Genomic DNA, 22,189 nt, shown 5'->3' with positions numbered 1-22,189 from the left:
GAACCCTGCGTTTCAGTTTCACTGATAAAACCAAAATAGCGATAGCCGCACGTCAGTAAGCAGGTCCGTGCTTTTGCCAATGAGATCCTGTTTACGTGCAAATTTCTTCTTCATTTTTCTCTGGTGACAGCCGATACGTCGGCTGCAGTAAGTGCTGTCCAGGTGTTTTACGATACTTTTACCCCTAAATAATTCGAGTTGCAGGAAGGCGGCAAGAAAAGGAATCCCGATGAGCTTACTCCGGTAAGTGATTCGGGTGACTGAACGCAGCCAACACACATGCAGCTTGAAGTATGACGGGGATACTCGTGAAAAGTTAAGGAGACATGATGGGATTACCTTATGCAGAAAAATGGGATCACGATACCGCGCCTTGGTTCCACATAATGCAAGACACGTTAGCCGCTGCGGATATCGCGATCAACGGTACTCGCCCCTTTGATATCCACGTTACCCATCCCCGCTTTTTTAAACGTGTCTTGCGAGAAGGTTCGTTGGGATTAGGTGAAAGCTATATGGACGGATGGTGGGAGTGCGAACGGCTGGATATGTTCTTCCATCGTGTCCTGCGTGCAGGGCTAGAAAATACACTACCTCGCCGCTTGCACGATCTTACTCGAGTCGCCATTTCCCGCGTCACCAATTTGCAGTCCCGCAGACGTGCTCAGGTTGTCGGCAAAGCACATTACGATTTAGGTAATGATCTCTTTACCCTAATGCTCGATCCCTACATGCAATATTCCTGCGCTTATTGGAAACAGGCGCACACGTTGGAACAAGCGCAGGAAGACAAACTCACCATGATTTGCGAAAAACTCCAGCTAAGATCAGGCATGACGCTGCTGGATATCGGCTGCGGCTGGGGCGGGCTTGCTGAGTTCGCCGCGCGTCGCTACGGTGTCTCCGTTTACGGCATCACCATCTCCAGAGAGCAACAGCGTCTGGCGCAACAGCGCTGTCAGGATCTTGGCGTCACCATTGCGCGACAAGACTACCGCGATCTGAACCAGCAATTCGATAGGATCGTCTCTGTCGGTATGTTTGAACACGTCGGCCCGCGCAACTATGGCGCTTACTTTCGCATGGCAAAACGCAGTCTTAAGCCCGATGGACTGTTCCTGCTGCACACTATCGGCGCCAATAAGACCAACCCGCACATTGATCCCTGGATTCATAAATACATCTTCCCCAACGGCTGTATTCCCTCTATGCAGCACATCGCGCAGGCAAGTGAGCCTTACATGGTAATGGAAGACTGGCACAACTTCGGTGCCGATTACGATCGCACATTACTGGCATGGCATACGCGCTTTCAACAAGGGTGGCCCCAGCTTTCCACACGCTACACCGCCCGTTTTCGTCGGATGTTTAGCTACTATCTGAACGCGTGCGCAGGGGCGTTCAGAGCCAGAGAACTTCAGCTCTGGCAGATCGTATTCAGTATCAATGGGATTGACGGTGGATTACGCGTTTCGCGCTGAGAGAGAAAAGAAAAGAGAAAACCGGATGATGATGTTCATCCGGTTTACAAAAAGATGCTGCGCAGGGATTACTCTTCGCTGACGAGGTCGCTCGCCTGCTTGCTGGCTAACACGCGTTCTACGGTATCGACCACGGCCTGCGTTTGCGGGTCGATTTCAATATTGATGCGATTGCCCAAGCGCTTCTGACCCAGCGTTGTACGGTTCAGCGTTTCTGGAATTAAATGCACGCAGAAACGTCCGCGTGTCACTTCTCCCACCGTCAGACTGATGCCATCAATCCCGACAAAGCCTTTATGCAGCACGTATTTCATCAGCGCTTCATCTGCCAGGCGGAACCAAATCTGATGATTATTTTCTGAAACCTGAATCTTGACCACTTCCGCCGTACACATGATGTGGCCCGACATGACGTGGCCGCCGATCTCATCGCCAAATTTCGCGGCGCGCTCAATATTCACGACATCACCTTCATGAATATCGCCCAGATTCGTTAGCCGCAGCGTTTCTTTCATAAGATCAAAACTGACGCGATCGCCATCAACGGCAGTTACCGTCAGACAGCAGCCGTTGTGCGCCACTGAGGCACCGAGCGTAAGCCCTGGCAGCAGATCAGGGGGGAGTTGAATAACGTGCGTGCGAAAGTTGGATTTTTCTTCAATCGACACCACAGGTGCAGTGCCCTGAACAATACCGGTAAACATGCGGTTTGCCTCTTAAAAACAAAGAAATGACTGTATGCAGTGTGCCCGATATTCCGCGGAAAACCAAACCAGAATACGGAGCGTCAAACGCTATCGAAACCGCAGCGTAACAAAAAGAATATATTCTCTTTCATGCTGGTTTACTTTTATTAAGTCGTTACAATAACGCTCTCATTTTATTCTTGACGTTTTCCATATCCAGATCATTCATCCCGCTAGCAAAATTAAGTCATTCAAGGAAGGTATCCGTGCAACAGTATCTGACAGAAGCGCGTAAATTATCGGCGCTTGCTGTTCCTGTCATTATTGCGCAAGTGTCCCAAACGTCGATGGGTGTGGTTGACACCATCATGGCCGGTGCTTATAGCGCCACCGATATGGCAGCCGTCGCAGTGGGAACCTCTATCTGGCTACCCGCTATTCTTTTTGGTCACGGTCTGCTATTAGCGTTAACACCGGTTGTCGCACAGCTCAACGGTTCCGGCCGTCGCGATCGCATTTCTCATCAGGTGCGACAGTCTTTCTTTCTGGCCGCCATCATTTCTGTACTGACGATGCTGGTGCTGTATCAGGGGGAATACGCGATTAATCTGATGAGTGACGATTCACCTGAACTGGCGGCAAAAGCCATCGGTTATCTGCATGCGTTGCTGTGGGGCGTTCCCGGCTACCTGTTCTATCAGGTGTTACGCTGTCAGTGTGAGGGGCTATCCAAAACCTATCCCGGGATGATGATTGGATTCATCGGGCTATTAATTAACATCCCGATTAACTATATCTTTATTCACGGTAAATTTGGCATGCCCGAACTGGGCGGCGTCGGCTGTGGCGTGGCTACCGCATCGGTTTACTGGATCATGATGCTGTTGATGATGCTCTACACTCGACGAGCTTCCTGGCTACGCGATATCCGCCTCCACCGCCCCGCATTCCGCCCAGATGTTGCCGTGCTGAAACGTCTGTTTGGCCTCGGCTTACCGATTGCGCTGGCACTGCTTTTTGAAGTCACGCTGTTTGCTGTGGTGGCGCTGTTGGTATTACCGCTCGGTGTCGTCGATGTGGCCGGTCACCAGATTGCCCTGAACTTCAGCTCTCTGATGTTCGTTCTCCCGCTCTCGGTTGGCGTCGCTACTACCATTCGCGTCGGGCACCGATTAGGGGAGGGTTCGGTTGAAAACGCCCGCATTGCGGCGCACACAGGTATCATGGCTGGTGTAGCGTTAGCCGGTTGCACAGCCATTTTTACCACGTTGCTACGTGAGCCTATCGCCCTACTCTACAATCAGGATCCGCTGGTGGTTGCAATGGCTTCTCAGCTCATGCTGTTGGCTGCCGTTTATCAAATTTCTGATGCCGTTCAGGCGATCGGCAGTGGCGTACTGCGAGGCTATAAAGACACCCGCGCGATTTTCTATATTACGTTCACCGCGTATTGGGTGTTAGGTTTACCGAGCGGCTACCTACTCGCGTTGACGGATGTTATCGTGCCACGCATGGGGCCTGCGGGTTTCTGGTGTGGTTTCATCATTGGTCTGACAGCGGCAGCAGTCATGATGGTGACGCGAATTCGTTTTCTTCAGCGCCAGCCTGCCGCACGAATCTTAGCGCGGGCAGCACGTTAGATAACGTTTCACTCTGTTTTCTACCCTAAATAATTCGAGTTGCGTGACAAAACGCTAGCGTTTTGAACAACGCCAAAGCGTTGACCCTTTAGGGCAAGGCTCATTTATGGCCTTGTAATGCGGCAACCGAGCGACAAATTCGTCGGGAACGAATTTGACCAGCCAACGGCTGGCCTTCGGTGAGAGACAGGAAGTCTCTCATTTCATCCCCAGGAGCTTACACAAGTAAGTGACTGGGTGACAAATCTGCCGGGAGCGGATTTGAACGCTGCTTGCAGCGGCCCTTTAGGGCGAGGCCCACGACGGGCCGAGTATTTAAGAGCAGCCAACGCACAAGCAGCTTGAAGTATGACGGGTATCGTCGAAAAAAACGGCGGAACGGATACAACCACAGCAATCACGCTGGCAAGAGCACAAAATTGCATTTTTCCTCTTGCCAGTTTTCACCTTGCTCGCTACTATTCGCCTCGCTGTCAGACAGGCAGTTCGTTATCTAAATGCGTTCATAGCTCAGTTGGTTAGAGCACCACCTTGACATGGTGGGGGTCGTTGGTTCGAGTCCAATTGAACGCACCATTTCTTGTATTTTCTTCTCCACTGACTCCTTTTACATTGCCGTTCATCTTCCATCTTCCGCCATTTATGATGAAATAAACGTCGCTATTTTCGACGGTTTATCCGCACACCGGTTTCCCAATAGCCCCACTTAAGCAACTAAATTAACCATTAAGTAACTAATCTCACACCATTTTTGCGCTTCTTTGTTTCATCTGACCCGATTCAGCTAAAATTATTTAATAACCACTCATTATATAAGTGTATATAGCACCACGTTGGTATTCCTTGTTTTTTACTTCTTAAAATCAGGATGTCAGGACACCGCTATGCACGATTATTTATATTTTTTGCTGGGTAGCTTCCCACTGTTGGTCATGATTGTTCTTATTCTCAAAATAAAAATGCCTATCCATCACGCGGTACTCATTACGTTGACGCTAACCGTCGTGATCGCCGCCTTATTCTGGCACACACCACTAAGAACGCTGGGGTTAGCGGCAGGCTATGGCGCACTGAAAGGTTTATGGCCAATTATCATCGTTATTCTGGGGGCGATATACAGCTATAACCTGATGCAAAAAACACGCAGCATGGATGTGCTACGGGATGTTCTTGCCAGTATCAGCGATGATAAACGTATTCAGGTGTTGCTGATTTCATGGTGTTTTGGTGGTTTCCTCGAAGCGGCTGCGGGTTATGGCACCGCCGTTGCGATCCCCATCGGCATCCTTATCGCACTCGGCTTCAACCCGATGAAGGCAGCCATCGCATCACTGGTCGCCAATACCGTCCCTACCGCCTTTGGTGCTGTCGGTATTCCGGTTTCGATTTTAGCGGAACAGGTTCATCTTCCGGTCACCACATTAAGCGCCACGGTTGTACTGCAACTGGCGTTATTCAACATACTGCTTCCCTTTGTCATCGTCGCAATCATTGGCGGCGGTATTAAAGCTATTCGCGGTGTGTTCGCTATTACGCTGGTGTGTGGCGTAACTACGCTGGTGCCGCAGTATATTGTGGCCGTCCATCTTGGAGCCGAATTGCCCGCCTTCGCAGGCAGTTTAGTCAGCCTGATTGCGGTTACGTTAATGGCAAAATGCCGTAAGAAAGAAACCGACACCACCTACCTTATCGACAGCGCTCAGCGCGTGTCCCTATCAGGCTATTCCGGCAGTCAATTGCTACGCGCCTGTGCGATTTACATCCTGATTTTTACCTTTATTCTACTTTGTTCTCCGCTGTTCCCCACCATCAAAGGCACCGTCTCTCAAGTGGCGTCCGTCATTCCCTTCCACCTAACGGAGACACAGGTGCTGAAGTTGAAGATCGACTGGATTGCCACTCCGGGCGTCCTGATCATCATCGCCAGCCTGCTGGGCGGTTTTATACAGGGCGCGAATCTGGGGACCATGCTGCATGTCTTCGCCAGCACGGTAAAACAGCTCAGAAATTCGATTATCGCGATTACCGCCATCGTCGCCATGGCGACGGTAATGGATGTCAGCGGACTGATCGCCACGCTGGCACAAACGATGGTGGACGTCACCGGAGGTGGCTACCTGTTTATTGCTCCCGTGATTGGGGCGTTAGGCACTTTCGTCACCGGCAGCGATACCAATTCCAACGTGCTATTTGGCAAGTTGCAAACTATGGCTGCGGAAAAATTGCATGTTGATCCCGTCTGGCTGGCTGCGGCGAACACCGCTGGGGCCACTGGCGGCAAGATGATATCGCCACAAAGTATTGCGATCGCGGTGTCGGCAACACGCATGGAAGGACAAGGCAGCGCGATTATGTCCGGTACGCTGAAGTATTGCGGCGTCTATATCATCATTCTTGGGCTCAAGGTCGGCCTGGTGTACTACCTGTTTATGGCCTGATATCACAATAAAAAATCCATCTACATTGAGTAATGGGAGTCTGTCGTGAATGTTAATTTTTTTGTTACCTGTATTGGTGACGCCCTTAAATCCCGTATGGCGCGTGATTCCGTAATGCTATTAGAGCAGTTGGGCTGCAACGTGCACTTTCCCGAAAAACAGTCATGTTGCGGGCAGCCTGCCATCAACGGCGGTTATATCAACAGCGCCATTCCCGGTATGAAAAGCGTAATTGCCGCGCTGGAGGACAATGACGACCCGATCATTTCTCCTGCCGGTTCATGTATGAACGCCATCCGCCACTATCCCGAATATCTGGCCGATGAACCTGAATGGGTACTGCGTGCCGAACGTGTTGCCGAACGCATGAAGGATCTGACCTCGTTCATCGTCAATACGCTGGGCGTAACGGACGTCGGCGCACGTTTGTCGGGGACGGCGGTTTATCACCCCTCCTGTAGCCTGTTTCGCAAATTGGGCGTGCGCGAAGAGCCCATCGCGCTGCTCAACCACGTTCAGGATTTGCACTTACTGCCGTTTAAGGCAGAAGAAACCTGTTGCGGCTTCGGCGGCACATTTTCGGTGAAGATGGCAGAAATTTCCGGCGAAATGGTGAAAGAAAAAGTCAGCCATATGATGGAGGTCAAACCCGACTATCTGATTGGCGCCGATGTCAGTTGCCTGCTCAATATCGGTGGCCGAATGCAGCGTGAAGGCCACCCTGTCAAGGTGATGCACATCGCCGAAGTTCTGATGAGCCGCTAAGGAGAGGATATGAGCCTAAAAACCAGCGATGTTAAATTTAAGGATCGTATTCAAACCCAGATTCACGATCCCATCATGCGTAAGGCAGTTGCCAACGCGCAGGAACGTATCGGCGCAAATCGTCAGAAAATGGTCGATGAGTTAGGCCATTGGGAAGCGTGGCGCGATCATGCCGCTCAGATTCGCGAGCATGTACTTAACAATCTCGATGCTTACCTTTATCAGCTATCAGAAAAAGTGACGTACAACGGCGGACAGGTCTATTTCGCCAAAACCAAGGAGGATGCCACCCGTTACATTCTTCAGGTTGCTCAGGCTAACCATGCCAAAAAAGTCGTCAAAGCGAAATCGATGGTCACCGAAGAAATCGGTATGAATCACGTCTTGCAGCAGGCGGGGATTGAGGTTATCGAAACCGATCTGGGCGAATATATTCTGCAACTGGATCAGGATCCGCCTTCGCATGTCGTGGTTCCGGCTATCCACAAAGATCGCTACCAGATCCGCAAGGTACTGCACGAAAAGCTGGGCTATGACGGACCAGAAACCCCAGAAGCCATGACGCTGTTCATTCGTCAGAAGATACGTGAGGATTTTCTCAGTGCGGAAGTTGGCGTGACTGGCTGTAACTTCGCCGTGGCGGAAACTGGCTCGGTCTGTCTGGTCACCAACGAAGGCAATGCGCGAATGTGTACCACGTTGCCAAAAACGCATATTGCGGTGATGGGGATGGAGCGGATTGCGCCGACCTTTGAGGAAGTGGACGTCTTGATCACCATGCTGGCGCGTAGCGCAGTCGGTGCACGCCTAACGGGTTATAACACCTGGCTGACAGGGCCACGGGAAGCGGGACACGTTGATGGGCCGCAGGAATTTCATCTGGTGATTGTCGATAACGGTCGTTCACAGATTCTTGGCTCCGCGTTCCGCGATATTCTGCGCTGTATCCGCTGTGGTGCCTGCATCAACACCTGTCCTGCCTATCGTCATATTGGTGGACACGGTTATGGCTCTATTTATCCTGGTCCGATCGGTGCCGTCATTTCCCCCTTGCTGGGCGGCTATCGAGATTTCAAAGAATTGCCCTATGCCTGCTCACTCTGCACCGCCTGCGATACCGTGTGTCCAGTCCGTATTCCTTTATCGTCGCTGATTCTTAAACACCGGCGTGTCATGGCGGAAAAAGGAATAACACCAAAAGCCGAACAGCGCTTCACGAAACTCTTCAGCTACGTCAACAGTCACCCGATGCTGTGGAAGGTCGGAATGATCGCCGGCGCCCATGCCGCAGGCTGGTTTATTAAAAACGGTAAAACACGCATTGAGATGGGTGCTATCGGTGAATGGACGGAAGCGCGCGACCTGCCAGATGCAGACGGCGAAAGCTTCCGCAGCTGGTTTAAGAAACATCAGGCAAGAGGAAAGAAATAATGGAAAACCGAGATAGTTTTCTGGCCGATATTGCCCGCCAACTCGGACGCAAGGTGCGCCACATTCCCGCTCCGTTGCCAAGGCCTGCCAGCCATCATGCTCGTACTCGATTAACCGATCTGAGCGTACAGCAGCGTTGTAATGCGTTTATCGATGTCGCGACTAACGTCATGCTAGCGCACTGCGAAATCGTCAGCGAAGCCGACGCAGCGCAGGCCGCGCTGCAATTGTGCGATAAATACGGACATGCACCCGTGATCATCAGCGACGATCGGCGTTTAGAGGCATTAGGGATCACCGCATGCTTGCAGCGTGAATGTCAGGCCACCGTATGGGATCCCAGTGTGGGAGAAGAGAACCTGCGGCTGGCGGAACAAGCCAAGGTCGGCGTAGTCTACGCGGAGTATGGCCTAACAGAATCTGGCGGCGTGGTGCTATTTTCCGCACCACAACGAGGACGCGCCGTCAGCCTGTTGCCGGAATCCTCTCTCTTTGTACTGCGCAAAAGCACATTGTTACCTCGTATCGCGCAGTTGGCGCAGCACCTACATCACATGGCGCAACAAGGCGAGCGTATGCCATCGTGCATTAATATTATTGGTGGCCCGAGCTCCACCGCCGATATTGAACTGATCAAAGTGGTCGGCGTGCACGGGCCGATCAACGCAGCCTATCTGATCGTTGAGGACTGTTAACACTCGGGCAGGCGGCCTCATTTCGCCGCCTGCAAAGATCCGGTGCAAGACTTATCCCTGAGACTCAATCACCACCACGCACTGTCCTGCGCGAACGGACGCTCCAGGCTGGCAGCGAATTTCTCGAACCCTGCCGCGCTGCGGCGATAGAATCGGGATCTCCATTTTCATGGATTCGAGGATCATCAGCGTTTCCCCTTCAGCTACCGTCTTACCGACCTCCGTCGCCACCTGCCAGAGGTTGCCGGAAATCGGGCTTTCCACGCCGACCTGCCCCGGTTGGATCGGCGTTTCACTCGTTTCCTCAATCGCGGCGTCCACACTATCCGTCACCGATTGGCCGGCAATACGCCAGCGCTCACGCTCCGTCTCAAACGCTGCCCGCTGGCGCACGCGGAATGTCTCGATGTCTTCCGCTTCCCGCGACAGGAAATCCTGATAGGCGCTTAGCGCCAATTCACTTTGCTCGATCCGCAGCGGATAACGCCCTAGCGGGAAATCCCGTCGGATAGATAACAATTCATCAGCCGACACCGGATAAAAGCGAATTTGGTCGAAGAAGCGCAGCAGCCACGGTTTACCGTCAAAGGCGTCAACGTCGCGATAACGATCCCACATTTGCAGCGTGCGTCCGACAAACTGGTAGCCGCCCGGCCCTTCCATGCCATAAACGCACAGATAAGCGCCGCCAATCCCCACCGAGTTTTCCGCCGTCCAGGTGCGCGCCGGGTTATATTTGGTGGTGACTAAACGGTGACGCGGATCCAGCGGTGTCGCCACCGGTGCACCGAGGTAAACATCACCCAGACCCATCACCAGATAGCTGGCCTCAAATACCGTGCGATAAACCTCATCGAGATTATCCAGTTCGTTAATGCGGCGGATAAATTCAAGGTTGCTTGGGCACCAGGGCGCATCGCTGCGTACCGTGGTCATGTATTTCTGAATCGCCAGTTGGCAGGCAGGATCGTCCCAGGACAGCGGCAGATAAACCACCCGCGATGGCACGGTCAGATTTTGCTGGGCGCAAACGGCCAACCATAGCGAGGAAAGCACCTCCAGCAGAAGCGACAACGCCAGCGTTTCAGGACGATAGTGCACCTGCAACGAGCGAATACCCGGCGTGATATCAATGATGCCATCGAGCGTTTGTTGTTCCAGTGCCAGCATCAGCGCATGAACGCGAAAACGCAGCGCCACGTCCAGCTCCGCCGCCCCCACTTCCAGCAGCAGATGCGTATCGCCGGACAGCCGGGCAACCAGCCGCTTATCCGCGTCACCAATATCCAGCACCACTGGAGAAATGAGCGCGGCAGGCGACCAGTCGATGTTGATCGGCACAAGCTGTTCGACCTCCGCATGACGCGCTAATGCCAGTGAACGCGCCGTGGCAAGATCGACGGGAATAAAGCGCACACGATCGCCAGCATTAAGCTGCCCCAGCGCCCACAGGTCGGCTTCGATCACCGTCACCGGACAGACGAAACCGCCCAGACTCGGGCCATCCGGCCCCAGAATAACCGGCATATCGCCGGTGAAATCCACCGCACCGATAGCATACGGATTGTCGTGAATGTTCGACGGATGCAGCCCCGCCTCTCCGCCGCTGTCGCGAACCCATTCCGGTTTCGGCCCAATCAAGCGCACGCCTGTGCGGCTGGAGTTAAAATGCACTTCCCACTCGGTGGTGAGAAAAGTGTCCATATAGGCAGGCGTAAAATAGTCGGGGGCGGCATGCGGGCCGTAAATCACGCGCAGTTCACGTACCGCAGACAAGGTCGTGCGTAACGCATCCGGCAGGCGGTCGCCAACACGTCTGTCCGCCAGCGCAGCAAGGTGCAAGACATCACCCGCCCGCAGTGCACGTCCAGCATGGCCACCAAACTGCCCCAGCGTGAACGTGCTTTTACTGCCAAGGTAATCTGGCACCTCGATTCCACCACGCAGGCAGAGATAGCTGCGCACGCCCTGTTCCTGCATTGCCCCTAAACGCAACGTGGCACCGGTCGGTATTGCAAATACGCGATCCATCGGGACGGGCTGACCGTCCATCTCAATAGCAATCGCCGCCCCCGTAACAACCGCCACGGCATCCGTGTTAAAGCGCAATGTCGGCCCGTTCATCGTGATCTCCAGCGCGGCCGTTCCCGCCGGATTTCCCACGAGTCGATTCCCTAAACGCAGCGCGCGATCGTCCATCGGACCCGACGGTGGCACGCCGACCGACCAGTATCCGAGACGTCCGGGATAATCCTGTACGGTGGTTTGCGTACCCGCACTCACCACTTCGCAGGTTGTCGCCTTATAAGACAATTTATCTAGGCAGCGCGTCCACGGCTGGCCGCTGGCAAACGGTTCTGCCACCAGAATCTGACGTAAATAGTCACGATTGTGCTCAACGCCGTAGAGTCGCGTCTCTGCCAGCGCGCGATCCAACCCGGCCATCGCCTGCTCACGGGTTGGCGCACAGGCTATGATCTTAGCCAGCATCGGATCGAAGAACGGGGGGATATCGCATCCTGCCGTCACCCAGGTATCGATGCGCAGACTGTGTCCTTCTGACGCGGGGAATTCGACTTCCGTCAATAATCCCGGTGATGGCTGGAACTGTTTGCCCGGATCTTCGGCATACAAACGCGCCTGAATCGCATGACCACGCGGATTCAGTTGGGCTGCCAGTTCACGCAACGGCGGCAGATCCCCTGCGGCCAGTTCAATCATCCAACGCACCAGATCCACACCCCAGACCTGCTCCGTTACGCCGTGCTCGACCTGTAAGCGCGTATTGACTTCAAGAAAATAAAAACGATCGGTCGCACTGTCATAGACGAACTCCACCGTCCCCGCACTGCGGTAATTCACCGCCTGCGCCAGACAGATTGCCGCAGAACACAGCGCGTCAGCGACGCCGTCCGGCAGATTGGGCGCAGGCGTTTCTTCAATGACTTTCTGGTTACGACGCTGTACCGAGCAGTCCCGAACGCCCAGCGCCAGCACGTCGCCCTGACCATCACCAAAAATCTGTACCTCCAGATGCCGGGCACGTTCGATATATTTTTCGATGAAAACGCCCGCGTCGCTGAAATTGTTCTGTCCGAGGCGTTTTACCGTTTCAAACACCTCGGACAGTTCCATGGCGCTATAGCAGACGCGCATCCCAATCCCGCCCCCACCAGCCGTGCTTTTGAGCATGACCGGGTAGCCAATCTTTGCCGCCGCGCACAGAGCGGCATCAATATTTTCCAGCAGCTCAGTGCCTTCCAGCAGCGGAACGTGGTATTTTTTCGCCAGCGCCCGTGCGGTATGTTTTAAACCGAACACACGCAACTGCTGCGGTGTCGGTCCAACAAAAGCAATTTGTGCCGCTTCACAGGCTTCGGCAAACGCCGCATTCTCAGACAGAAAGCCATATCCCGGATGGATGGCCTGCGCACCACTGCGCTGCGCCGCCGATAAAATTTTCGCGACATCCAGATAGGTATGCGCCGCCGCGCCCTCTCCAAGGCTAATAGCTTCATCGGCGTCCTGAATATGCAGGCTACTGATATCGGCATCAGAATAGACCGCGACGCCACAGACGTTCATCTCGCGCAGCGAACGCAGAATACGGCACGCAATCGCACCACGGTTAGCAATCAGAAGTGTATCGAACATACGCTAGACTCATGCAAGGGCAGGTCGTCCCGCCGAAATGCGATCCGCATGATGGTCGTCCATCGCGGTAACGGTCAAAGGATGTAGAAGCGTGCTACCACACCGAAATCATCAGTTTTTGTCCGACGGAGAACGGCTCGTTGACGGCAGAGAATACCGGTTCGCTCTCGCTTCCAATGCACTCACTAGCCACTCTTTCACACGCTGCCATCGCGTGTGTTTTTCACGGTCTCGATCCGGCGTCATTTCCATACCAGCACCTCCGCAGGTGTCGGGTTCCAGCCATTACACGGGTTGTTAAGCTGCGGACAGTTGGAAATCAGCACGACGACGTCCGTTTCGGCGCGTAGCTCCACGTATTTCCCCGGCGCGGAAATACCGTCCTCGAAGGTCAGCCCACCTTCCGCCGTTACCGGCACGTTCATAAAGAAGTTAATGTTCGCGCCAATATCTTGCTTGTTCAGACGACCATCGTGCAGGCAGGCACAGAGAAAGTTGTCACGGCAGCTGTGCATGTAGCGTCGGTCAAGCGCATAGCGCACCGTGTTACTCTCTTGCGCACAGGCACCGCCCAACGTGTCATGTCGACCGCAGGTGTCGGCGACAATCGTCAACAACGGATTGCCAAGGTTGGAATACAGCACGCTACCGGTCGTCAGGTAGACGTTATTCTGACGGCGCAGCGTTCGCTGTGGATCGTAGCGTTCACGTGGGTTATCAACGCGATAGAACAACGTATCCACCGCCTGATTGCCTTCTAAATCCAATAGTCGCAGCGTCTGTCCTTGCTTGACTTCAAACAGATAGGGTTCCCCGGCGGGGATGACATGGCGGAAGACCGCGTCGTCGGCTATTTTATTGCTGGCAATTAACGTCATATCCGGCCTCTTTACAGGTAACCGCGTTCGGTATTGTGAAACGCGCGTGCATTTTCCTCACGGAACTCACGGCAGTATTTGGCGACATCCTCGTCTTCTGCTCGGCTCCAGGTGAGTGCAATTGGACGCGGCGCATACGTCGGGTTGGGATCCATCGGATGTTGCAAGGCCGTCAGCACGACCAGCGTGTCCATCGGCACATACAGCTCGATGTAGTCACCCGCCTGAGAATGACTGGCGTGAAAGTGAAACTGCCCTTGTGTATCCACCGTGACTTTGCTGAACAGGTTGATCGTCATCAGCAGATCTTGCAGATTGAGGTTCCATTTCCCCATTTCGACCAACAGGTTATCCATCCCGTTACGGAAAAAACCGTTGCGTAGTTCCTGATAGCGTCCCTGCCCGTATTTCTCATGCACCTCCTGTGCGTTGAGCACGCCGCCCATGCTGTCGTGCCAGCCGCAGGTGTCGGTAACGATCGCCGCCAGTACCCGTCCCATATCGGAGTAAAGGCAGTGCCCAACCGTTAATTTGGCGGTGTGTTGCCCTTTCAGAGTGTCCGGCAGGTTTAACCGTTCGCTGGTCTGGTGCGCGTTAAACAACAGCAAGCCCACATTGCCGCCGCCTTCCACATCGGTGATCCGCAGAATCTGTCCGCGCTTTAGGATGAAGGAGGTATGGCCTCCGCCCGGCACCGTTTCTTCATCAAACGTTGACCGGCCTGTCGATGTATTTTTCGATGTCTGTATCTCTGTCATCACAGAAAGCTCCTTAAACGGGGGATGTCATCACGCTGACAACAGGAGGCAGCGACGTAAGCGCACGCTGCCGCGTGGCGAGACGCGCCTGATTCAGGGGGATGTCATAAGTAATACGTGCGCCATAGGCTTCCGGCGCATGGGGATCGACGCGAACTTTGTCGAACACCAGCAAACGCGTGCCAAGGTGGAACCCCTCCGGCAAATCGTGGGTAACCATAAAGACCGTTAAGCGGGTTTCCCGCCACAGCTCCAGCAGTAAGGTGTGCATATCGCCGCGAATACCGGGGTCCAGCGCCCCAAACGGTTCATCGAGCAACAGGATGCGCGGCTGGACAATAAACGCCTGAGCAATCGCGAGCCGCTGCTGCATCCCCCCGGAAAGTTGATTGGGATATTTGTTCATCGCATGTCCAAGCCCGACGCGTTCCAGCATGCGAGCAGCACTGTCACGTACCGCCTGCTTGCGCCGCCCAAACAGCCTGCCAAGCCAAGGGGAGCGCGGTATTTCCAGCCCAATCACCACGTTTTCCAGCACGGTTAAATGTGGGAAAACCGAATAGCGCTGAAACACCACACCGCGACTGGCATCCGGCTCGGCGGGCAGCGTTTTCCCTTCTAGCCGCACTTCGCCACGACTGGGCGTTTCCTGCCCCAGCAGCAGGCGCAAAAAGGTGGATTTACCGCAGCCGGATGCCCCGACCATCGTACAGAACTCCCCTTCCTCGACGTTCAGGTTCAATCGTTCCAGCACAACGTGGTCGTCGTACTCCTGCCAGATATTATCGATCTCGATAAAACTCATGCTTTGCTTTCCTCTGACCACGGGAACCAGCGGCGATGCAGCCAGCGCAGTGCCATATCCATCAGCCATGCCAGCAGCGTAATCCACACGACGTAAGGCAGAATCACATCCATCGCCAGATAGCGGCGTACCAGAAAGATGCGGTAGCCCAGCCCGGCCGTTGCCGAAATCGCTTCGGCAGAGATGAGGAACAGCCACGCCGCGCCCAGCAGCAGTCGCAGGGAAATCAACAGCCGTGACAGCAGTTGCGGCAGGATGACGCGCAACACCACCACCCAGCTGTTCGCCCCCAGCGTTTGCGCTTTAATTAGCATTTCCTGTGGGATATTGCGGGCACGCTGTTCGAGATCGCGCGCCAGCATCGGCGTGACGCCAATAACGATCAACATCACTTTCGAGAGTTCATCCAATCCGAAGACGATGAAAAGAATGGGTAAAATCGCCAGCGGTGGGATCATCGACAGCACGGTCATCAACGGCGAGAGCGACGCGCGGAACAGCGGAAAAGCCCCTGCCGCAATCCCAAACAGCAGACTCAACAGGCTGGCGATCCCCAGTCCCAGCGCGAGACGCACCAGACTGGCTTGCGTATCCAGCCAGAACAGGTAGTCGCCGCTACGTTTGTCTTCGGTAAATGCCATGCGCTGAATTGCCTCGGCCATTTGCCCAAGACTTGGCAGCAGTTTGTCATTGGGATTGGCTTCCAGCCGCAGTGCCGACCCCACGAGGTACAGCACCAGCAGCACGGTAAACGGCAGCAGGACAAGCAGCAGCCGTCCGCCTCGGCTGGGGGAGCGATTGATCAAACGCACGATAGTCTCTCCAGTCTGCGAGGTCAGAGTTTGTTCTCTGCGGCCAGACGCACGAAGGTGTCGTCAAAGCGCAGTTTCACATTCGCGCTGTCACCTTGCGTGATCTGCCCAGGGAACGTCATGCCGATAAAATCGGCACTCTGTGCGCCAGTACCGAGCAACCCTTTATCAAAGGAGAAATCCGCAACGCGTTTCATGGTGTTCGGGAGATCGGTGCTGGTCAGAAACGCCAGGTTGTCCTGTGCAGAATAAAACAGATGGGTAGTTTTTAGCTGTGCCTGATAGCCTGCTAAATCGGTACCTGAAGCGGCCGCCATCGACTCCAGCGCAGGTTTGTCGCCCGCCTTCATCAGCGCCATCATTTCAAACCAGGCACCGGCCAGCGCTTTACCCAGCGCCGGATTTTCTTGCAGCGTCTGCGTATTCACGACCATCATGTCGATCAGTTCGCCGGGGATCTGGCCGGACTGAAAGACTTCCGAGGTATCCGGCTGGCTTTTAATCGCGGAAAGCTGCGGGTTCCAGGCGACAGCCGCCTGTACGCTGCGGGTAGCAAAAGCGGCAACAATATCGGCATCCGACGTGTTGACGACGGTGACATCCCGCTCGCGCAATCCGGCCGTTTCCAGACCGCGCACCAGCAGGTAATGAGAAACGGAGAGTTCAGGCAGGTTGACCTTCATCCCACGCAGGTCGCTCAGCGTTTTCCCTTTGCCCTTGAGTACGATGCCGTCATTGCCTTCGGAGAAACTGCCAAGCAGCAGCGCCGTGGTATCCACACCGCCCGCCGCCGGAATGGTCAGCGCATCCATGTTGGTCATGGTGCAGCCGTCAAACTGTCCGGCGGTGTATTGATTGATCGACTCGACGTAGTCGTTAAGCTGGGTAACCTTAATTTTGATGCCGTACTTGTCGGCCCATTTATCGATAATGCCCTGCGTGCCGATGACGCCCCACGGCATCCAGCCAGCATAGATAGTCCAGCACACGTTGAATTGCGTTTTAGGCGCAGCCTGTAAAGGGAAGCTCAGCAGCGCTGAGAGACTGAGGACGCAAACGCCCAGTAAACGAGATAAGTTCATGCCAGACCTCCAGTTGAGTAGGAAAAAAGCGGGAACAGCGCGACACCATGGGTGTTGCTGTCTCCCGGGCTTTTGTCCCGCCGTGTAACCTCAACTGGAGGTCGCCAGCTCTCGGACCAGACATCCATATTGCATGGATCGGAACCCTAGCCAGCTATTCAGGTTGTTCAGCGCCCTATGTGGTGCTGTCCCAAAGAGATAAGAGCAAAATGCGTGCCAGCACCGCAAATGCCGGTACGGCTGGCGTTTGCGGTGCTGGGAAGAACGCTGTTCTCGCGTCATCACGGTGCAGCAGCACGATGAACGCGCCTCACGGCAGTGCAGAGATCTTTAGCTGGCGCAGGATTTAGTATTTCGCATCGCTCGCCGCTATTTTTTCCAGCAGCGCCCTAAACATGGCTTGTTCATCCGGGGACAGAGCCTGAAGCATCTGTGCCTCTATCTGCTTTTCCTGATGCAGAAAAACCTGAGTAAACGCGGCACCCTTATCGGACAAACTGAGCCACACGCTGCGGCCATCATCTGGGTTATCTATTTTGCGGACATAATCACGCTTGACCAACTCTGCCACCATTCGGGTGATTTGCGCCTTATCCCGCCCGACAGTTTTCGCCAGCGACTGAGGCGTAATCCGCCCTTCCATCGCGATGATCTTGCATAGCCGGATGTGCACAACATCCAGACTAATGTCGTGCGCTTTCATCTGTTCCTGCATCTGTACCTTATAGCGTTCTAATAAGGCAAAAAGGGCTTTCATCATGTTTTATTGACTCAGTCAACCAATGATCATATAGTTGATTTTATCAACTATCTATCACGAGTTCAATTTACTGAGGCCACAATGGGAAACGTCTATCAGATTACGGTGGAAGAAAAAGCCGAACAGCAACGCACGCTGTCGTTTGAATTCTCGCTTCACGATGACCTGTTCAAGCTACTGGAAAAAGTCGATGGCAAGATGGACATGACGCCGGAACAAACTCAGGCTTTTATGGTGGGATTGAAGCTGTTTGGAGAGGTGATGATGCAGAAAAGAAAACATCCGTTGTTTAAGGAGTTTTCCGCCCCGTTCAGAGAGTTCATGATGAACCTGAAGAAACAGTGATCGGCACAGACGCACCGAAAATGCATTACAGTAGAAAATGATTCTCCCCACGCGGCACACGCGCCCGCGCAGGGAGTGGTTACATCTTACTCTGCCAGATCGAAGCGATCCGCATTCATCACTTTCACCCAAGCAGCAACAAAGTCATTCACAAACTTCTCTTTGCTGTCGTCCTGTGCGTAAACTTCGGCGTAGGCACGCAGAATGGAGTTGGAACCAAAGACCAGATCCAGACGCGTCGCTGTCCATTTGACTTCACCCGTTTTACGGTCGCGGATTTCATACAGGTCTTTGCGGTAAGGCTTCCACGTGTATTTCATGTCGGTCAGATTGACGAAGAAATCGTTCGTCAGCGCCCCTTCACGATCGGTAAATACGCCGTGCTTCGTACCGCCGTAGTTGGTTCCTAGTACGCGCAGACCGCCCACCAGCACCGTCATTTCATTCGCAGTCAGCCCCATCAGTTGGGTGCGATCGAGCATCAGCTCTTCCACGCTAACGGCATAATCCTTCTTCAGCCAGTTACGGTAGCCGTCATGGATCGGTTCGAGGACATCGAAAGACTCCACATCAGTCAGGGCATCGGTGGTGTCACCACGTCCCGGCGCAAAAGGCACCGTCACCGATACGCCAGCCGCTTTTGCCGCTTTCTCAATCCCCACATTACCGGCGAGTACGATGGTATCGGCCACGCTAGCCCCCGTTGCGGCCGCAATACTTTCCAAAACGACTAATACGCGCGCCAGACGCGCAGGTTCATTCCCTACCCAGTCTTTCTGCGGGGCAAGACGAATACGCGCACCGTTGGCACCGCCGCGCATATCGGAGCCACGGAACGTACGGGCGCTGTCCCAGGCTGTCGACACCAGCTCACTAATGGACAGGCTACTTTCCGCAATGCGTGCTTTGACAATATCGACATCATAGTCGGTACGGCCCGCCGGAACCGGATCCTGCCACAGTAAATCTTCCTGCGGCACATCTGGGCCAACGTAGCGCGCTTTCGGTCCCATATCGCGGTGCGTCAGTTTGAACCACGCTCGGGCAAACACTTCGGAGAAGTAGGCCTGATCCCGAGCGAAGCGCTCGGAAATCTTGCGATATTCAGGGTCAACTTTCAGCGCCATATCGGCATCGGTCATCATCGGGTTGTAGCGAATAGACGGGTCTTCAACGTCAACCGGTTTATCTTCTTCTTTAATGCTGACAGGCTCCCACTGCGACGCGCCCGCTGGACTCTTTCTCAGTTCCCATTCGTGATTCAACAGCATTTGGAAGAAGCCGTTGTCCCATTGTGTCGGATGCGTCGTCCAGGCACCTTCCAGCCCGCTGGTTACGGTATAGCGACCTTTGCCCGATCCCGTCGGGTTATGCCAGCCCAGGCCTTGCTCTTCAACATCGGCACTTTCTGGTGCCGCGCCCAGCAGGCTGGCATCACCGTTACCGTGGGTTTTACCCACCGTGTGTCCGCCCGCCGTCAGAGCGACGGTTTCTTCATCATTCATCGCCATACGAGAAAACGTAACGCGCATGTCTTGTGCAGTACGCAGCGGATCAGACTTGCCGTCAACGCCTTCTGGGTTAACGTAAATCAGCCCCATCTGTACGGCAGCCAGCGGATTTTCCAGCGAGGTACGATCGTCGCTGCCATAGCGTTCGGTACTGTTTGCCAGCCACTCTTTTTCTGCTCCCCAGTAGGTATCTTTTTCCGGTTGCCAGATGTCTTCACGACCAAAAGCAAAGCCGAAAGTTTTCAGCCCCATGGATTCGTAAGCGATATTGCCCGCCAGAATAATCAGGTCTGCCCAACTGAGTTTATTGCCGTATTTTCTTTTGATGGGCCACAGTAAACGGCGCGCTTTATCGAGGCTGACGTTATCCGGCCAGGAATTGAGCGGTGCGAAGCGCTGGTTACCGGTTCCGCCGCCGCCGCGACCGTCGGTTGTGCGGTAGGAGCCTGCCGAGTGCCAGGCCATACGAATCATCAAGCCGCCGTAGTGACCCCAGTCCGCTGGCCACCATTCCTGGCTGTCGGTCATCAGTGCATGCAGGTCTTTTTTGAGGGCATCGACATCGAGGGTTTTAAGGGCTTCACGGTAGCTGAAATCGCTGCCTAACGGGTTGGTCTTGGTATCGTGCTGATGAAGAATGTCGAGATTGAGGGCATTTGGCCACCAGTCCGTGTTTGATGAGCCAGTAGAAGTGTTTCCGCCATGCATAACCGGACACTTGCCGGCTGGTTTCGTTTTATTCTCGTCCATCATTATCTCCCAGTATGTTGCATTGCCTTAATCGCTGCGCCAGAAGGTCGGTCGTTCTCCGATAGCCTTGTCATGTGACAACGGAGCCTTCACCGATTCCCTCTTCTTGATGCAAGACAGTGCCAGAGTCTCCCTATAATTTATAATTGTATATGCTAACTTCTGCGATAGCTTAACCTGATGAAAAGCGGCTCAATCGCACATTTTTCCTATCTGCATCAATAATCTTGCGGATAGAACAGCTTGCGATAATGAGCCTGCTTGTGATCGCGACCTCTTTCAGGAAGCCGCTGATTCAGCTACCACAAAAAAACTACAGCGCAGGCGAACGGAGTATGAACTGGGTAATTTCAGCTCGTTTCCCTAAGCGGATCGGAAAGCCGTTCCATAGACCCGCGCCATTGCTCACGTACAGATGCATGCCATCGACGTCATAACTGCCAGAGACATAGCCTTCATTCGCCAACTGCGTCACCCAGTGCATGCCCAGTACCTGTCCGCCGTGCGTATGGCCGGAAAGCTGTAAATCGGCTCCGGCACGCGCATTATCTTTCGCCCCCGTGGGTCGATGGCTCAGCAGAACGACAGCGCTATCGGGCGATATTCCCTCAAGTGCAGCACGCGTATCCGGCAGCTGTTGTTTAAAATCAGCAGCGGTGCGATCGGTGATACCCGCCAGCACAAACGCGGCATTATCACGGCTAATCGACACATGTTCATTGAGCAACATACGTAAACCCAACGCATTCAGCCGCTGCACCCATTGCTCATATTCCACGTAATATTCATGGTTGCCGACGATGGCAAACACGCCTTGTGGGGCTGTCAGGTTACGCAGCGGCTCCATATCATCGTGACGGGCACTGACGGAGCCATCGGCCAGATCGCCGGTAATCACCGTCAGATCGGGCTTAAGCGCGTTGGTTTTTGCCACTACCGCTTCCATCCAAGGGCGCTGCAACAGACGGCTGGCATGTAAATCCGTTAGCTGCACCAGTCGGAAACCGTCCAGCGCTGGCGGCAGATGTTTCAATTCGACCTCTACCGTACGGACTTCAGGAACACGCACCGCTTCCCACACGCCAATAGCCGCCAGCCCCATCGCCACAGCGGCAATGCCGCCACGCAGCACCATGTTGTTCAGCAGAACATTTCCGGCTGACGGAGATAAAAAACGCCCCACGACGCCGAGAAGATCGACGGCCAACAGTAGGAATGCAGATATCAACAGCGCGCCAAAAGCCCATCCCAGCAGCATCAGGATGAATGCAGGCACTTCAGGCGATGCCATCGTGCCAAAAAAGGTGCGCGTAATCAGATGATGCTGCGAAACCAGCAGCAGTAACACCGCCAGCATACGCTTTACAGGCACCCCGACACGTAAGCGCCAGACCAGACGCCAGATAACATAGAGGGCGATGAGCCCGGTAATGGCATGAAACACGGATGTTTTCTCTCTTTATCGGTGATATCGGTATATTGACGCGGACATTATTTCCCAGAGAAATGTTTATAGTGTCCGCTAAGATCGTGTCAAGACGTTTACCTCGCCGTTCACACATTGCGGATCAACACAGTAGAGGTGTTGTGTTGCCAGAAGGGGCAGATTAACATGGCGCGATTCCCTGCTGTACACGTCACTGACCAGAGTGAAGCCTGCCAGCTGACGGCAGATTGTGCATGATTTTGATTAACCAA

17 protein-coding genes, 1 tRNA gene and 1 riboswitch are annotated in these 22,189 nt (G+C 54.1%); of the genes, 8 read left to right on the top strand and 10 right to left on the bottom strand.

All coding sequences use genetic code 11. The features are described from left to right. Window positions 1-329 precede the first annotated feature (329 nt). Window positions 330-1,481 carry a cyclopropane fatty acyl phospholipid synthase gene (gene cfa / locus DUT67_RS09140; protein ID WP_113631600.1) on the top strand — a complete coding sequence of 384 codons (1,152 nt, stop codon included), beginning with the start codon at window positions 330-332 and terminating at the stop codon, window positions 1,479-1,481. Window positions 1,482-1,549: 68 nt separating this feature from the next. Here cfa and DUT67_RS09135 read toward each other — a convergent pair whose 3' ends face one another. Continuing rightward, window positions 1,550-2,185: a riboflavin synthase subunit alpha gene (locus DUT67_RS09135; protein ID WP_113631599.1), complete on the bottom strand. Its 636-nt coding sequence runs from the start codon at window positions 2,183-2,185 to the stop codon at window positions 1,550-1,552. A 248-nt stretch (window positions 2,186-2,433) separates the two neighbouring features. Here DUT67_RS09135 and DUT67_RS09130 point away from each other — a divergent pair, with 248 nt between their 5' ends. From DUT67_RS09130 to DUT67_RS09105, 6 genes are all read left to right on the top strand, one after another. Then, on the top strand, window positions 2,434-3,807 hold the full coding sequence (locus DUT67_RS09130; RefSeq protein WP_113631598.1) for an MATE family efflux transporter: 1,374 nt from the start codon (window positions 2,434-2,436) through the stop codon (window positions 3,805-3,807). Window positions 3,808-4,306: 499 nt separating this feature from the next. Next, a tRNA-Val gene (locus DUT67_RS09125) sits at window positions 4,307-4,383 on the top strand. A 308-nt stretch (window positions 4,384-4,691) separates the two neighbouring features. After that, on the top strand, window positions 4,692-6,245 hold the full coding sequence (locus DUT67_RS09120; protein WP_113627860.1) for an L-lactate permease: 1,554 nt from the start codon (window positions 4,692-4,694) through the stop codon (window positions 6,243-6,245). Window positions 6,246-6,290: 45 nt separating this feature from the next. Continuing rightward, the gene (locus DUT67_RS09115) at window positions 6,291-7,010 is read left to right on the top strand and encodes a (Fe-S)-binding protein (RefSeq protein ID WP_113631597.1); all 720 of its coding nucleotides are present in this window, start codon (window positions 6,291-6,293) and stop codon (window positions 7,008-7,010) included. Between the two features lie 9 nt (window positions 7,011-7,019). After that, a complete protein-coding gene (locus tag DUT67_RS09110; protein WP_113631596.1) occupies window positions 7,020-8,441 on the top strand; it encodes a LutB/LldF family L-lactate oxidation iron-sulfur protein in 1,422 nt (473 codons plus the stop codon). Next, a complete protein-coding gene (locus DUT67_RS09105; protein WP_113631595.1) occupies window positions 8,441-9,136 on the top strand; it encodes a lactate utilization protein C in 696 nt (231 codons plus the stop codon). The genes DUT67_RS09110 and DUT67_RS09105 overlap by 1 nt, the downstream gene beginning before the upstream one ends. Window positions 9,137-9,187: 51 nt before the next feature. Here DUT67_RS09105 and uca read toward each other — a convergent pair whose 3' ends face one another. From uca to DUT67_RS09070, 7 genes are all read right to left on the bottom strand, one after another. Next, complete coding sequence (gene uca / locus DUT67_RS09100; protein ID WP_113631594.1) at window positions 9,188-12,790, bottom strand: urea carboxylase; 3,603 nt, start codon at window positions 12,788-12,790, stop codon at window positions 9,188-9,190. Between the two features lie 242 nt (window positions 12,791-13,032). Continuing rightward, complete coding sequence (locus tag DUT67_RS09095) at window positions 13,033-13,668, bottom strand: urea amidolyase associated protein UAAP2 (RefSeq protein ID WP_048259773.1); 636 nt, start codon at window positions 13,666-13,668, stop codon at window positions 13,033-13,035. Window positions 13,669-13,679: 11 nt separating this feature from the next. Further along, the gene (locus DUT67_RS09090) at window positions 13,680-14,426 is read right to left on the bottom strand and encodes an urea amidolyase associated protein UAAP1 (protein WP_048259772.1); all 747 of its coding nucleotides are present in this window, start codon (window positions 14,424-14,426) and stop codon (window positions 13,680-13,682) included. 13 nt (window positions 14,427-14,439) lie between these two features. Continuing rightward, the gene (locus tag DUT67_RS09085) at window positions 14,440-15,231 is read right to left on the bottom strand and encodes an ABC transporter ATP-binding protein (protein ID WP_048259771.1); all 792 of its coding nucleotides are present in this window, start codon (window positions 15,229-15,231) and stop codon (window positions 14,440-14,442) included. Beyond that, entirely contained in the window at window positions 15,228-16,043 is an 816-nt protein-coding gene (locus DUT67_RS09080) for an ABC transporter permease (RefSeq protein ID WP_113627852.1), read from the bottom strand. Before DUT67_RS09080 ends, DUT67_RS09085 begins: the two co-directional genes overlap by 4 nt. Before the next feature lie 23 nt (window positions 16,044-16,066). Beyond that, window positions 16,067-17,125 carry a putative urea ABC transporter substrate-binding protein gene (locus DUT67_RS09075; protein WP_113631593.1) on the bottom strand — a complete coding sequence of 353 codons (1,059 nt, stop codon included), beginning with the start codon at window positions 17,123-17,125 and terminating at the stop codon, window positions 16,067-16,069. Between the two features lie 59 nt (window positions 17,126-17,184). Continuing rightward, a riboswitch (guanidine-I (ykkC/yxkD leader) is annotated at window positions 17,185-17,286 on the bottom strand. 185 nt (window positions 17,287-17,471) lie between these two features. Continuing rightward, a complete protein-coding gene (locus tag DUT67_RS09070; RefSeq protein WP_113631592.1) occupies window positions 17,472-17,885 on the bottom strand; it encodes a MarR family winged helix-turn-helix transcriptional regulator in 414 nt (137 codons plus the stop codon). Window positions 17,886-17,966: 81 nt separating this feature from the next. Here DUT67_RS09070 and DUT67_RS09065 point away from each other — a divergent pair, with 81 nt between their 5' ends. Continuing rightward, window positions 17,967-18,230 carry a DUF3861 domain-containing protein gene (locus tag DUT67_RS09065; protein WP_113631591.1) on the top strand — a complete coding sequence of 88 codons (264 nt, stop codon included), beginning with the start codon at window positions 17,967-17,969 and terminating at the stop codon, window positions 18,228-18,230. A gap of 86 nt (window positions 18,231-18,316) precedes the next feature. Here the strand turns inward: DUT67_RS09065 and katG are convergent, their stop codons facing one another. Together katG and DUT67_RS09055 are read right to left on the bottom strand one after the other, a co-directional pair. Further along, a complete protein-coding gene (katG, locus tag DUT67_RS09060; RefSeq protein WP_048259766.1) occupies window positions 18,317-20,491 on the bottom strand; it encodes a catalase/peroxidase HPI in 2,175 nt (724 codons plus the stop codon). 313 nt (window positions 20,492-20,804) lie between these two features. After that, entirely contained in the window at window positions 20,805-21,935 is a 1,131-nt protein-coding gene (locus tag DUT67_RS09055; protein ID WP_113631590.1) for a metallophosphoesterase, read from the bottom strand. Window positions 21,936-22,189: the final 254 nt, after the last annotated feature.

It is taken from the genome of Pectobacterium peruviense, assembly GCF_003312355.2.
GTDB lineage: Bacteria > Pseudomonadota > Gammaproteobacteria > Enterobacterales > Enterobacteriaceae > Pectobacterium > Pectobacterium peruviense.
The sequence above is the reverse complement of the archived record's forward strand: the minus strand, read 5'-3'. Positions and strand labels throughout refer to the sequence as shown.

Bases quoted from the DNA above. Each gene is read 5' to 3' on its own strand.
- DUT67_RS09090 (WP_048259772.1), bottom strand. From the start codon at position 14,426: ATGACAGAGATACAGACATCGAAAAATACATCGACAGGCCGGTCAACG.
- DUT67_RS09110 (WP_113631596.1), top strand. From the start codon at position 7,020: ATGAGCCTAAAAACCAGCGATGTTAAATTTAAGGATCGTATTCAAACC.
- katG (WP_048259766.1), bottom strand. From the start codon at position 20,491: ATGGACGAGAATAAAACGAAACCAGCCGGCAAGTGTCCGGTTATGCAT.
- DUT67_RS09095 (WP_048259773.1), bottom strand. From the start codon at position 13,668: ATGACGTTAATTGCCAGCAATAAAATAGCCGACGACGCGGTCTTCCGC.
- DUT67_RS09065 (WP_113631591.1), top strand. From the start codon at position 17,967: ATGGGAAACGTCTATCAGATTACGGTGGAAGAAAAAGCCGAACAGCAA.
- uca (WP_113631594.1), bottom strand. From the start codon at position 12,790: ATGTTCGATACACTTCTGATTGCTAACCGTGGTGCGATTGCGTGCCGT.
- DUT67_RS09105 (WP_113631595.1), top strand. From the start codon at position 8,441: ATGGAAAACCGAGATAGTTTTCTGGCCGATATTGCCCGCCAACTCGGA.
- DUT67_RS09075 (WP_113631593.1), bottom strand. From the start codon at position 17,125: ATGAACTTATCTCGTTTACTGGGCGTTTGCGTCCTCAGTCTCTCAGCG.
- DUT67_RS09070 (WP_113631592.1), bottom strand. From the start codon at position 17,885: ATGATGAAAGCCCTTTTTGCCTTATTAGAACGCTATAAGGTACAGATG.
- cfa (WP_113631600.1), top strand. From the start codon at position 330: ATGGGATTACCTTATGCAGAAAAATGGGATCACGATACCGCGCCTTGG.
- DUT67_RS09085 (WP_048259771.1), bottom strand. From the start codon at position 15,231: ATGAGTTTTATCGAGATCGATAATATCTGGCAGGAGTACGACGACCAC.
- DUT67_RS09120 (WP_113627860.1), top strand. From the start codon at position 4,692: ATGCACGATTATTTATATTTTTTGCTGGGTAGCTTCCCACTGTTGGTC.
- DUT67_RS09135 (WP_113631599.1), bottom strand. From the start codon at position 2,185: ATGTTTACCGGTATTGTTCAGGGCACTGCACCTGTGGTGTCGATTGAA.